The organism is Salmonella sp. SAL04213 (assembly GCF_046550535.1).
Lineage (GTDB): Bacteria > Pseudomonadota > Gammaproteobacteria > Enterobacterales > Enterobacteriaceae > Salmonella > Salmonella enterica.
In genome coordinates this window covers 201,513-213,845 of record NZ_JBGDXS010000006.1, presented here as the reverse complement: position 1 = coordinate 213,845, position 12,333 = coordinate 201,513, and the positions used below count along the sequence as shown (strand labels likewise).

The 12,333-nt window shown below is 55.6% G+C and carries 14 protein-coding genes; 9 read left to right on the top strand and 5 right to left on the bottom strand.

All coding sequences use genetic code 11. The features are described from left to right. Nucleotides 1-134: 134 nt before the first annotated feature. Nucleotides 135-293 (bottom strand): peptidase, encoded by a 159-nt coding sequence (locus ACLJPQ_RS16295; RefSeq protein WP_223148970.1) that lies wholly within the window; start codon nucleotides 291-293, stop codon nucleotides 135-137. On the opposite strand from ACLJPQ_RS16295, the gene nlpD reads away from it, so the two are divergent. Together nlpD and rpoS are read left to right on the top strand one after the other, a co-directional pair. Next, nucleotides 223-1,305, top strand: coding sequence for a murein hydrolase activator NlpD (gene nlpD / locus ACLJPQ_RS16290; protein WP_223149274.1), 1,083 nt, complete (start codon nucleotides 223-225; stop codon nucleotides 1,303-1,305). The two genes, ACLJPQ_RS16295 and nlpD, sit on opposite strands and share 71 nt — an antisense overlap. Nucleotides 1,306-1,367: 62 nt before the next feature. Then, nucleotides 1,368-2,360 (top strand): RNA polymerase sigma factor RpoS, encoded by a 993-nt coding sequence (gene rpoS, locus ACLJPQ_RS16285; RefSeq protein WP_000081498.1) that lies wholly within the window; start codon nucleotides 1,368-1,370, stop codon nucleotides 2,358-2,360. Between the two features lie 45 nt (nucleotides 2,361-2,405). On the opposite strand, the gene ACLJPQ_RS16280 is transcribed toward rpoS, so the two are convergent. From ACLJPQ_RS16280 to ACLJPQ_RS16270, 3 genes are read right to left on the bottom strand one after another with little or no spacing between them, the layout of a single operon-like run. Further along, nucleotides 2,406-2,642, bottom strand: a complete 237-nt coding sequence (locus ACLJPQ_RS16280) for a non-oxidative hydroxyarylic acid decarboxylases subunit D (RefSeq protein ID WP_080184763.1) — start codon at nucleotides 2,640-2,642, stop codon at nucleotides 2,406-2,408. A 10-nt stretch (nucleotides 2,643-2,652) separates the two neighbouring features. Next, on the bottom strand, nucleotides 2,653-4,080 hold the full coding sequence (locus tag ACLJPQ_RS16275) for a non-oxidative hydroxyarylic acid decarboxylases subunit C (protein WP_000863168.1): 1,428 nt from the start codon (nucleotides 4,078-4,080) through the stop codon (nucleotides 2,653-2,655). Then, complete coding sequence (locus tag ACLJPQ_RS16270) at nucleotides 4,080-4,673, bottom strand: non-oxidative hydroxyarylic acid decarboxylases subunit B (RefSeq protein WP_001237180.1); 594 nt, start codon at nucleotides 4,671-4,673, stop codon at nucleotides 4,080-4,082. Before ACLJPQ_RS16270 ends, ACLJPQ_RS16275 begins: the two co-directional genes overlap by 1 nt. Before the next feature lie 170 nt (nucleotides 4,674-4,843). Between ACLJPQ_RS16270 and ACLJPQ_RS16265 the strand changes: the two genes are divergently transcribed. Further along, nucleotides 4,844-5,248, top strand: coding sequence for a MarR family winged helix-turn-helix transcriptional regulator (locus ACLJPQ_RS16265; protein WP_076933162.1), 405 nt, complete (start codon nucleotides 4,844-4,846; stop codon nucleotides 5,246-5,248). An 18-nt stretch (nucleotides 5,249-5,266) separates the two neighbouring features. On the opposite strand, the gene ygbI is transcribed toward ACLJPQ_RS16265, so the two are convergent. Continuing rightward, nucleotides 5,267-6,031, bottom strand: coding sequence for a DNA-binding transcriptional repressor YgbI (ygbI, locus tag ACLJPQ_RS16260; RefSeq protein ID WP_000613178.1), 765 nt, complete (start codon nucleotides 6,029-6,031; stop codon nucleotides 5,267-5,269). 196 nt (nucleotides 6,032-6,227) lie between these two features. On the opposite strand from ygbI, the gene ltnD reads away from it, so the two are divergent. Genes ltnD through ACLJPQ_RS16230 form a run of 6 tightly spaced genes read left to right on the top strand, consistent with a single transcriptional unit; the run spans nucleotide 6,228 to nucleotide 12,306 of the window. After that, nucleotides 6,228-7,151 carry an L-threonate dehydrogenase gene (gene ltnD, locus ACLJPQ_RS16255; protein WP_080184762.1) on the top strand — a complete coding sequence of 308 codons (924 nt, stop codon included), beginning with the start codon at nucleotides 6,228-6,230 and terminating at the stop codon, nucleotides 7,149-7,151. Continuing rightward, entirely contained in the window at nucleotides 7,145-8,407 is a 1,263-nt protein-coding gene (gene otnK, locus ACLJPQ_RS16250; protein ID WP_020437805.1) for a 3-oxo-tetronate kinase, read from the top strand. Before ltnD ends, otnK begins: the two co-directional genes overlap by 7 nt. Continuing rightward, nucleotides 8,404-9,042 (top strand): aldolase, encoded by a 639-nt coding sequence (locus ACLJPQ_RS16245; RefSeq protein WP_080184761.1) that lies wholly within the window; start codon nucleotides 8,404-8,406, stop codon nucleotides 9,040-9,042. The genes otnK and ACLJPQ_RS16245 overlap by 4 nt, the downstream gene beginning before the upstream one ends. Before the next feature lie 4 nt (nucleotides 9,043-9,046). After that, nucleotides 9,047-9,823 (top strand): HPr family phosphocarrier protein, encoded by a 777-nt coding sequence (locus ACLJPQ_RS16240; protein WP_076933159.1) that lies wholly within the window; start codon nucleotides 9,047-9,049, stop codon nucleotides 9,821-9,823. 39 nt (nucleotides 9,824-9,862) lie between these two features. Then, entirely contained in the window at nucleotides 9,863-10,813 is a 951-nt protein-coding gene (gene denD / locus ACLJPQ_RS16235) for a D-erythronate dehydrogenase (RefSeq protein ID WP_058821380.1), read from the top strand. After that, nucleotides 10,810-12,306 (top strand): GntP family permease, encoded by a 1,497-nt coding sequence (locus ACLJPQ_RS16230; RefSeq protein ID WP_023181890.1) that lies wholly within the window; start codon nucleotides 10,810-10,812, stop codon nucleotides 12,304-12,306. The genes denD and ACLJPQ_RS16230 overlap by 4 nt, the downstream gene beginning before the upstream one ends. The last annotated feature ends 27 nt before the right edge of the window (nucleotides 12,307-12,333 follow it).

Below are 12,333 nucleotides of genomic sequence, written 5' to 3'. Positions count from 1 at the left end.
CCCTGCAAACACCCACTCTTACGCCTGATGAAGCCGAAACGAATACCTGGAGTTTTCCTGGTTATTCCCGGTGGGTTAAGCGTATCGTGAACACATTTTCCCGTGTTCACTTAATGCGTTGCACGGTTCTTACGTCACTGGTTGTTAACCAAATTTTTTCCTGGGGGATAAATGAGCGCGGGAAGCCCAAAATTCACCGTTAGTCGCATTGCGGCACTATCACTGGTTTCACTATGGCTGGCAGGTTGTACCAGTTCGTCAAACCCTCCGGCGCCGGTCACGTCTGTGGACAGTGGTTCGTCATCAAATACCAATTCCGGGATGTTGATCACACCGCCGCCAAAAATGGGCGCGACGACGCAACAAACGCCGCAACAAGCGCCGCAAATTCAACCCGTTCAGCGTCCTGTAACGCAGCCCATGCAAACTCAACCGGTCACGGAACAACCCGTGCAGATGGAAAATGGGCGAATTGTATACAATCGCCAGTATGGGAATATTCCGAAAGGTAGCTATACGGGTGGCAGTACTTACACCGTGAAAAAGGGTGATACGCTTTTTTACATCGCCTGGATTACCGGGAACGATTTCCGCGATCTGGCCCAGAGAAACAGTATTTCTGCCCCGTATAGCCTGAATGTAGGGCAAACTTTGCAAGTTGGTAACGCATCCGGCACGCCAATTACTGGCGGAAATGCGATCACCCAGGCGGATGCAGCACAGCAAGGAGTTGTGACCAGGTCTGCACAAAATTCCACCGTTGCAGTTGCGTCTCAACCAACAATTACGTATTCTGAGGGCTCAGGTGAACAAAGTGCTAACAAAATGTTGCCAAACAACAAGCCTGCTGGGACGGTTGTCACAGCGCCTGTAACGGCACCAACGGTAAGCACGACCGAACCAAATGCAAGCAGTACGTCAACCAGCGCGCCGATTTCCGCATGGCGCTGGCCGACGGATGGCAAAGTGATCGAAAACTTTGGCGCTTCCGAAGGGGGCAATAAAGGGATCGACATTGCAGGCAGTAAGGGACAGGCTATCGTCGCAACCGCTGATGGGCGCGTCGTATATGCCGGTAACGCACTGCGTGGTTACGGTAATCTTATTATCATCAAACATAACGATGATTACCTGAGTGCCTACGCCCATAATGATACGATGCTGGTCCGGGAACAACAGGAAGTTAAGGCGGGGCAAAAAATCGCTACTATGGGTAGCACCGGCACCAGCTCTACACGCTTGCATTTTGAAATTCGTTACAAGGGGAAATCCGTAAACCCGCTGCGTTATTTACCGCAGCGATAAAGCGGCGGAACCAGGCTTTGACTTGCTAGTTCCGTCAAGGGATCACGGGTAGGAGCCACCTTATGAGTCAGAATACGCTGAAAGTTCATGATTTAAATGAAGACGCGGAATTTGATGAGAACGGAGTAGAGGCTTTTGACGAAAAAGCCTTGAGTGAAGAGGAACCCAGTGATAACGACCTGGCTGAAGAAGAGCTGTTATCGCAAGGGGCCACACAGCGTGTGTTGGACGCGACTCAGCTTTACCTTGGTGAGATTGGGTATTCACCACTGTTAACAGCCGAAGAAGAAGTCTATTTTGCGCGTCGCGCACTGCGTGGAGATGTCGCTTCTCGCCGTCGCATGATTGAGAGTAACCTGCGTCTGGTGGTAAAAATTGCCCGCCGTTATGGCAATCGTGGACTGGCGTTGCTGGACCTGATTGAAGAGGGCAACCTGGGGCTTATCCGTGCAGTCGAGAAGTTTGACCCGGAACGCGGGTTCCGCTTCTCAACATACGCAACCTGGTGGATTCGCCAGACAATCGAACGGGCGATTATGAACCAAACCCGTACGATTCGCTTGCCGATTCACATTGTTAAAGAGCTGAACGTATACCTGCGCACCGCACGTGAGTTGTCGCATAAACTGGACCACGAACCGAGTGCGGAAGAAATTGCAGAGCAACTGGATAAACCGGTTGATGACGTCAGCCGTATGCTTCGTCTCAACGAGCGCATTACCTCGGTAGACACCCCGCTGGGCGGTGATTCCGAAAAAGCGTTGCTGGACATCCTGGCCGATGAAAAAGAGAACGGTCCGGAAGACACCACGCAAGATGACGATATGAAACAGAGCATCGTCAAATGGTTGTTCGAACTGAACGCCAAACAGCGTGAAGTGCTGGCGCGCCGTTTCGGTCTGCTGGGATATGAAGCTGCGACACTGGAAGATGTAGGCCGTGAAATTGGTCTTACGCGTGAACGTGTTCGTCAGATTCAGGTTGAAGGCCTGCGCCGTCTGCGCGAAATTCTGCAGACGCAGGGGCTGAATATCGAAGCGCTGTTCCGCGAGTAAGTACCCTTGTCAAAAAAAGGCCAGTCGACAGACTGGCCTTTTTTTTTACCGTTTGTCTTCTGCCAGCAGCGGCGGGATACTCGGCACTATTGGCGCGTCATCAATATCTTTTTGCGTCATGCGAAACGCTTGTGGATAGTGTTCGCGGCTGGTACGGCGTAACGGTTCGGTATCGCGCCAGGTATACAGACAATGCTGACACTGATATACCGTCCAGACTCCTTTTACCGGCGAAGTCGCCATGAGTTCAATATGTGCATCGGCACAGCGTGGACAAATCATCGGTTGCTCCTTATTTACGGTTGGCCAGCATGGCGGTCAGCTTTTCAGCCCAGGCTTTAGTTTCCGGTAAATCAACAACCGGCTGGCTATAGTGACCACGGTTATCTGGCGCAACCGGCGTGGTGGCGTCAATGATCAGCTTGTCGGTAATCCCCGCCGGGCTTGAGCCCGGATCCAGTTCCAGGACGGACATATTCGGTAGCTGTACCAGATCGCCTGCCGGATTCACTTTCGACGACAACGCCCACATCACCTGTGGCAGATTGAATGGATCGACATCTTCATCGACCATGATCACCATCTTCACATATCCCAGACCATGCGGCGTCGTCATCGCTCGCAGGCCCACCGCGCGGGCAAAGCCGCCGTAGCGTTTTTTGGTTGAGATGATGGCCAGCAGGCCGTGGGTGTACATGGCGTTTACCGCCTGCACTTCCGGAAATTCGGCTTTCAGCTGTTGATACAGTGGCACGCAGGTCGCCGGCCCCATCAGGTAGTCGATTTCCGTCCACGGCATACCCAAATAGAGCGATTCAAAAATGGGTTTGCTGCGGTAAGAGACCTTATCGATACGCACCACGGTCATGTTGCGACCGCCGGAATAGTGGCCGGTAAATTCGCCGAACGGTCCTTCAATTTCACGTTTACGGCTTTCGATGACCCCTTCAAGAATGACTTCAGATCCCCACGGCACATCAAAACCGGTCAGCGGCGCGGTGGCGATAGGATAGGGGCTTTCACGCAGCGCGCCTGCCATTTCATACTCCGACTGATCGTATTTCAGCGGCGTTGCGCCCATCAGGGTAATGATCGGATCGTTACCCAGCGTGATCGCAATCGGCAGATCTTCCCCACGCTCTTCAGCTTTGTGCAGATGCAATGCGATATCATGCATCGGCACTGGTTGCAGACCCAGCTTACGCTTGCCTTTAACTTCCATGCGGTAGATGCCGACATTCTGCTTGCCGAAGTTATCGGGATCGAGCGGATCGCGTGATACCACACAGGCTTTATCCAGATAGAATCCGCCGTCGCCGTCGTTCAGACGAAACAGCGGCAGGATATCAAACAGGTTGATTGCGTCGCCGTCGACGGTATTTTCCGCCCAGCCCGGATTCGCCCGTCGTTCCGGCGCTACCGGAAAATTGTCCCAGCGGCGAATAAATTCATCGATCTGTTTTTTAACCGGCGTGTTAGGCGGCAAACCCAGTGAGATGGCATGGTTCTGCCAGGAACCGATGGTATTCATCGCCACGCGGGCGTCGGTAAAACCACGAATATTGTCAAACCACAGCGCGGGCGCGCCATCGCCGATTCGTCCCGTTGCGTTGGCAGCGGCAGCGAGATCCGGCTCCGCATTCACTTCCTCGCTGATTTTCAGCAGTTGTCCCTGCTGATCCAGCGCATGTAAAAAACTGCGCAAATCATCAAATGCCATTATCCATTTTCCTGTGAAAAATTTGCTGCCTGTCGCAGTCCTTGCCAGCGGCGCGCGCGCGTATGCTCCAGACCAAACTGGTCGAGAACGCGCGCCACGATGTGCTGGATAATATCGTCAACGGTTTGCGGCAGGTTATAGAACGCGGGCATGGGCGGCACTATCGCCACCCCCATACGAGAAAGCGCAAGCATGTTTTCCAGATGAATCGTGCTGAGCGGCATTTCCCGCGGCACAAGCACCAGCTTGCGACCCTCTTTCAACACGACATCGGCAGCGCGTCCCACCAGCCCCTCGGCATAGCCGGCGCGAACCCCCGCCAGTGTTTTCATACTGCAGGGGATAATAATCATGCCGTCGGTACGAAATGAGCCGGAGGAAATGGTCGCCGCCTGATCGGCCGGGCTATGACAATAATCTGCCAGGGCGGCTACCTCAGCGGGCGTGTAGGGCGTCTCCAGTTCAATAGTGGTTTTCGCCCACTTCGACATCACCAGATGCGTCTCAACATCAGGTATCGCCCGCAATGCCTGGAGTAGCTCGACGCCAAGCGGCGCGCCGGTCGCACCGGTCATCCCCACAATCAATCTCATTTCTTACCTCAAATATCGTTCGTATACGAACATTTTGATCAAAATACGCCCACACGGCCTTTGCGACAAGATCGCTCCCGACGCCTGCGCACGTTTAGCTAAAGCATTCGTCATTAAAAAACCGTGCATAAGTCGTTATGATAGAAAAAGTTAATTTATCCGGAGCGCTCATGGAGTTACGAAACACCGCGTTTCATCTGTTACGCCAACTTTTTCAGCAACATACCGCACGCTGGCAGCATGAACTACCGGAGCTCACCAAACCTCAATATGCGGTGATGCGCGTTATTGCTGAACATCCGGGTATTGAACAGGTCGATCTGACCGAAGCGGCGGTCAGCACTAAAGCGACGCTGGCGGAGATGTTAAGCCGGATGGAAAATCGTGGGCTGGTAAAGCGAGAAAACGATCCGCTGGATAAACGTCGGCGTTTTGTCTATCTCACCGTTCAGGGCCAAACGTTGCTCGCCGCCGCGATACCACTGGGGGATCGCGTTGACGATGAGTTTTTGGGGCGACTGAGCGCTGAAGAACGCAAACAGTTTACGCAACTGGTACGCAAGATGATGACGTAAGCGGCTTGCGCCGCTTCGCTATTTTTTGGCCATCAGCAGTGAGATATCCACTTTGGCCAGCGCCCGAATTGCGCTTTCCGGCAGGCCGTCATCGGTGACGATTTGGTTGAATTCCGCCAGCGGTAACGCCAGCCATGTAGCGACCTGGCCGTATTTGGTCGCGTCGCACACCAGAATTTTTTGGCGGCTGGCGCTGGCGACGGCCCGTTTCACCGTGACTTTATCTTCTGCCGGCGTTGAAATACCGCGCACGCTCCAGGAAGAGGCGGAAATAAAGGCCTGGTCAATCATCAACCCACGCAAAAGCGTCGCCGCGGCTTCACCGACGCACGACCGGTTTTCCCGGCATACCGCCCCGCCAGTGTGAATAATTGTGCAATCGCTATTGTCCATCAGGTAATCGGCGATAACGAAATCATTGGTCACCACCGTAAGTTTATTCATCGTAACCAGCTGCCTGGCGATCGCCAGCGTGGTAGTACCTGCATCAAGGTAGATACAGCTTTCTGGCTGTACCAGGCTGGCGGCCAGTTTGCCAATCGCCGCTTTCTGCGGCGTCGCCAGTTCGGTTTTGATCTGATGCGAGGGTTCGTGCGCCACGCGAGTCGATGATTGCACGCCGCCAGAGACCTGGATTACCGCGCCTTGCTGCTCCAGTTTTTGTAAATCACGGCGGATAGTCATGTGGGATACATGCATGCGCTCGGTCAGTTCAGCGATACTGACGATGCCTTTCTCCGCCACCATATCAAGAATGATTTGTCGACGCTCAGTAGGTATCAACGTCTGCTCCTTTCTTTAGTCCTGTCGCGATTTTACGCGATTTCTCGTCACAGCGTGTGAAGTTCTATGAGGATTGCCTTCACAAAAAATAACACATTTTGTTATTTTTTGTGAAACAACTCACCGCAATTGTTTACAAAAACGCCTATATTCACATAACAAAACATAATATCACGTAAATTAACATGGAGTGATAATGACAACAGGAACTGATTTTCATGTCGGCATTGTGGGGCTTGGCTCAATGGGAATGGGCGCTGCGCGTTCATGCCTGCGCGCCGGGCTTTCCACATGGGGGGCCGATCTTAACCCGCAAGCGTGCGCGAATCTTCTTGCTGAAGGGGCTTGTGGGGCTGCCGCCAGCGCCAGGGAGTTCGCCGGCGTCGTGGATGCATTAGTCCTTCTGGTCGTCAATGCCGCCCAGGTCAGACAGGTGTTATTCGGTGAGGATGGCGTCGCCCATCTGATGAAACCCGGAAGCGCGGTGATGGTTTCGTCCACGATCTCAAGCGCCGACGCCCAAGAGATCGCCGCGGCGTTGACGGCATTGAATCTTAACATGCTGGATGCGCCGGTTTCCGGCGGCGCGGTAAAAGCGGCGCAGGGCGAAATGACGGTGATGGCCTCCGGGAGCGAGGCGGCGTTTACCCGCCTGAAGCCTGTGCTGGACGCCGTTGCCAGCAACGTTTATCGCATCAGCGATACGCCGGGCGCAGGTTCAACCGTCAAAATCATTCATCAACTGCTGGCTGGCGTGCATATTGCGGCGGCGGCCGAAGCGATGGCGCTGGCCGCGCGGGCCGGTATTTCTCTGGACGTGATGTATGACGTTGTGACCCATGCCGCCGGCAACTCCTGGATGTTCGAAAACCGTATGCAGCATGTCGTTGACGGCGACTATGCCCCGCGTTCGGCCGTCGACATTTTTGTCAAAGATTTGGGGCTGGTTGCCGACACGGCGAAAGCGCTGCGCTTCCCCTTACCGCTGGCCTCTACGGCGTTAAATATGTTCACCAGCGCCAGTAACGCCGGTTATGGCAAAGAGGATGACAGCGCTGTGATCAAAATTTTCTCAGGGATTACTCTGCCTGGCGTCACGCCTGAGGAGCCGTCATGTTAAAAATTGGCGTCATTGCCGACGATTTTACCGGCGCGACTGACATCGCCAGTTTTCTGGTCGAAAACGGGATGCCGACAGTGCAGATCAATGATGTCCCAACCGGGACGCAACCGGAAGGGTGCGACGCGGTGGTTATCAGCCTGAAAACCCGCTCATGCCCGGCGCAAGAGGCGATAAAACAATCGCTGGCGGCGCTGGTATGGCTGAAAAAACAGGGCTGCCAGCAAGTCTATTTCAAATATTGCTCGACTTTCGATAGTACCGCCGAAGGCAATATCGGCCCGGTCACCGATGCGCTGATGGTGGCGCTGGATACCTCATTTACCGTGATTTCTCCCGCGCTGCCGGTTAACGGACGCACGGTTTATCAGGGCTATCTGTTTGTCATGAACCACTTGCTGGCGGAGTCCGGTATGCGCCACCACCCTATCAATCCGATGACCGACAGCTACCTGCCGCGTCTGATGGAAGAGCAGGCGCAAGGGCGCTGCGGCGTTATTCCGGCTCAGACGCTTGATGAAGGCGTTGCCGCGACCCGTGCGGCGCTGTCGCGTTTACAGCAGGAAGGATATCGCTACGCGGTACTTGACGCGCTCAATGAGCGGCACCTGGAAATCCAGGGCGAGGTTTTGCGTGATGCCCTGCTGGTGACCGGCGGTTCCGGGATGGCAATGGGGCTGGCGCGTCAGTGGGCGAAGCACGGCGTTTCTCAGGCCCGTTCCGCAGGCTATCCGCTGAGCGGTCGCGCGGTGGTGCTTTCCGGTTCCTGTTCGCAAATGACGAATCAGCAGGTGGCCTTCTATCGACAACATGCTCCCACACGCGACGTTGATGTGGCGCGCTGCCTGTCATCCGAGACGCGCGAGGCCTACGCTGAAGCGCTGGCGCAGTGGGTGCTCAGTCAGGACAGCGAACTGGCGCCAATGATTAGCGCCACCGCCTCCACGCAGGCGCTGGCCGCCATCCAGCAGCAATATGGCGCTACCGAAGCCAGCCATGCGGTAGAGGCGCTCTTTTCCCTGCTGGCCGCTCGCTTAGCGGAAGGCGGTATCACCCGGTTTATCGTGGCGGGCGGCGAAACCTCGGGCGTGGTGACGCAAAGCCTCGGTATTACCGGTTTTCACATCGGACCGTGCATTTCACCCGGCGTGCCGTGGGTCAACGCGCTCCATGCGCCAGTCTCGCTGGCGCTAAAGTCAGGTAATTTTGGCGATGAATCCTTTTTCATCCGCGCTCAAAGGGAGTTTCAGGTATGACGATACTGGCAAAAGAAGAGCACGCTTTGCGAGAAGAGATGGTCAGGATAGCCGCCTCGTTTTTCCAGCGCGGCTATGCCACCGGCTCGGCAGGCAACCTCTCGCTGTTACTGCCGGACGGCAATATTCTGGCGACGCCCACCGGTTCGTGTCTGGGTAATCTCGACCCGCAGCGGCTATCCAAAGTGGACCCGCAGGGCGAATGGCTCAGCGGCGATAAACCGTCTAAAGAGGTGCGTTTTCATCTGGCGTTGTATCGCAATAACCCTTGCTGCAAGGCCGTGGTACATCTGCACAGCACCTGGTCAACGGCGCTTTCCTGTCTCGAAGGGCTGGACCCGCAAAATGTGATTCGCCCGTTTACCCCCTATGTGGTGATGCGGATGGGCGACATTCCGCTGGTTCCCTACTATCGCCCGGGGGATGAACGAATTGCTCGCGATTTGGCTGCGCTGGCGGCCCGGCATCAGGCCTTTTTACTGGCTAATCATGGGCCGGTCGTGTGCGGGGAGAATTTGCAGGAAGCCGCTAATAATACCGAGGAGCTGGAAGAGACGGCAAAGCTGATTTTTATCCTTGGCGAACGCCCGATTCGTTATTTAACCACCGAAGAAATTGCGCAGTTAAGGAGATAACCCGATGCCGCGTTTTGCCGCCAATTTGTCGATGATGTTTACCGAAGCGCCGTTTATCGAGCGTTTTGCCGCTGCTGCCGAAGCCGGTTTTCAGGCCGTTGAGTTTCTGTTCCCCTACGGCTTTGCCGCCAGCGAGATTAAAGCCCAGCTATCGCGTCATGATCTGACGCTGGCGCTGTTTAATACTTCGGCGGGTGATACCGCGGCGGGCGAGTGGGGACGTGCCGCGCTACCGGGGCGCGAACACGACGCGCGCGCCGATATTGATCTGGCTCTGGAATACGCTCTGGCGCTGGAATGTGAGCAGGTTCACATCATGGCGGGTGTAGTGCCGGATGGCGCTGATGGCGCACGTTATCGCGCCACGTTTATCGATAATTTGCGTTATGCCGCCGACCGGTTTGCCGCCCACGATAAACGTATTTTGATCGAAGCGCTGAGTCCCGGCGTTAAACCCGGCTACCTCTTTTCCAGCCAATATCAGGCGCTGGGCATCGCAGAAGAGGTTGACCGCCCGAATGTATTCATCCAGCTCGACACTTTCCACGCGCAAAAAGTGGATGGCAATTTGAGTCACCTGATTCGCGAGTACGCGGGCCGCTATGCCCATGTACAAATCGCCTCGCTACCGGACAGACATGAACCGGATGATGGCGAGATCAACTACCCGTGGCTGTTCCGGCTGTTCGATGACGTAGATTATCGCGGCTGGATAGGCTGCGAATACCAACCACGGAATACCACTCAGGACGGGCTTGGCTGGTTTAACGCCTGGCGCTAACCCTGAACTACCCTACACAACAATAAAGAGGACATCCGGATGCAGATTATCATTACCGGCGGGGGCGGCTTTTTAGGCCAGAAACTCGCAAGCGCCTTATTAAACTCATCGCTGGCGTTTAACGAACTGCTTCTTGTTGATTTAAAAATGCCTGCACGGTTATCAGATTCCCCTCGTTTACGCTGCCTGGAAGCTGACTTAACCCAGCCGGGCGTGCTGGAGAATGTGATTACCGCTAATACTTCTGTTGTTTATCATCTCGCTGCGATTGTCAGCAGCCATGCGGAAGACGATTTCGATCTGGGATGGAAAGTTAACCTGGATCTTACCCGCCAGTTACTTGAGGCGTGTCGTCGGCAACCGCAGAAAATTCGTTTTGTCTTCTCCAGCTCGCTTGCCGTTTATGGCGGTACGCTGCCGGAATGCGTCACCGATACCACCGCGCTCACGCCGCGCTCGTCTTATGGCGCGCAGAAGGCCGCCTGTGAACTGTTGGTCAACGACTATACCCGCAAAGGCTATGTGAATGGGCTGGCGCTGCGTTTGCCGACGATCTGTGTTCGCCCGGGTAAACCAAACCGCGCCGCTTCTTCTTTTGTCAGCGCGATTATTCGTGAACCGTTGCAGGGCGAGACGACCGTCTGCCCGGTATCGGAAAGTTTGCGGCTGTGGATTTCCAGCCCGGCGACGGTGATCCATAACCTGTCGCTGGCCGCAACGTTACCCGCGCCTGGCGAGGCGAGCAGCATCAACTTACCGGGGATCAGCGTAACCGTGGGCGAGATGCTGGAAACGTTGCGTCAGGCGGGCGGTCAGGCGGCGCGCGATCGGGTTACGCATCAGCGCGACGAAGGCGTCGAGAAAATTGTCGCCTCCTGGCCGGGACGTATCGATAACCAGCGTGCGCTGGCGTTAGGTTTTGTCGCCGATAAACGCTTCGATGACATTATCGAACGCTTTCGACAAGATGATATGGAGGGGAGGTCATGACAAGTTTACCGACCCCAATTATCGGCCTGATCGTTGCCGTTTTCGTGCTGGTATGGCTGGTGTTACGCACCCGTGTTCATGCGCTGATCGCGATGCTGGCGGCGGCCTGTATCGCCGGTCTGTTGGGGGGAATGGGCATTGATAAAACGCTCTCTGTCATCACCAGCGGATTCGGTACGACGCTGGGCAGCATTGGCCTGGTGATTGGTCTCGGCGTAATGATGGGGCGCTTGCTGGAGGTTTCCGGCGCGGCGGAGCGTATCGCCTGGAGCTTTATCAAATGGCTGGGGAAACGCCGTGAAGAGTGGGCGCTGGCGATCACGGGTTATATTGTCAGCATCCCCATTTTCGTCGATTCCGCTTTTGTCATTCTTTATCCGGTGGCGAAAGCGCTGGCGAAAAGCGGTAAACGTTCGCTACTGACGCTGGGCGTCGCGCTGGCGGGCGGGCTGGTGGTCACTCACCATACGGTACCTCCGACGCCCGGTCCGCTGGGGGTAGCCGGGATTTTTAACGTCGACATCGGCGCAATGTTATTGACCGGGATGGCGCTGGCGGTGCCCTGTGTGATCGGCATTGTGTTCTATGCGCAGTGGCTGGATAAACGCTACCCTGATTTCGTGCCGCGCACGCTGAACGCCGATGAAGTCAATGCCGCGCTGGAGCAGTACAATAAAGAGAAAGAGCAAAAGGATCTGCCGAGCCTGATGCTCTCTCTGCTGCCTATTGTGGTGCCGATCGTGCTGATCTTCCTGAAGGCTATCTGTTCCACCCTCGCCACTGTAGAAGGATGGTCCGGCCTGGCGACGCATCCGGTGGTACAGGCAATCAACTTTGTGGGAAGCCCAGTGATCGCGTTGGCCATCAGCGTTCTGCTGGCGGTGTATACGCTGGTGCCGCGCATGGATAAACATACCACCGCAGAGCGTCTGGAAGAGGGCTTGCAAAGCGCCGGGATTATCTTACTGGTCACGGGCGCTGGCGGCGCGTTGGGCGCGATCCTGCGCGACAGCGGCGCGGGGCAACAGCTGGCGGAGCAGGTTGCCAACCTGCCGATCTCGCCGATCCTGATCCCGTTTATCGTGGCGACGTTGGTACGCCTGATTCAGGGATCGGGGACGGTGGCGATGATCACTGCCGCCTCGATTTCCGCGCCGATCCTGGCGCAGATCCCCGGCATCAATATGTTGCTTGCCGCTCAGGCCGCAACGATGGGGTCGCTGTTCTTCGGCTACTTCAACGACAGCCTGTTCTGGGTGGTTAACCGCATGATGGGCGTCTCTGATGTCAAACAGCAGATGGTGGTTTGGTCTGTACCGACGACCATTGCCTGGGCGATTGGCGGCACCGGCGTGGCGCTGATTAACCTGCTGTTCGGTTCCGGCGGCAGTTGGCTCGATCCGTTACTGCCGATCGTCGTTCTGGCAGCAATTATGCTGTGGGTGCGTTGGCAGGCGCAGGGGATCAAAGACAAGCTGGTAGTTAAGGATTAAGACGGTATTATCCGTCCGGGAGCGCAA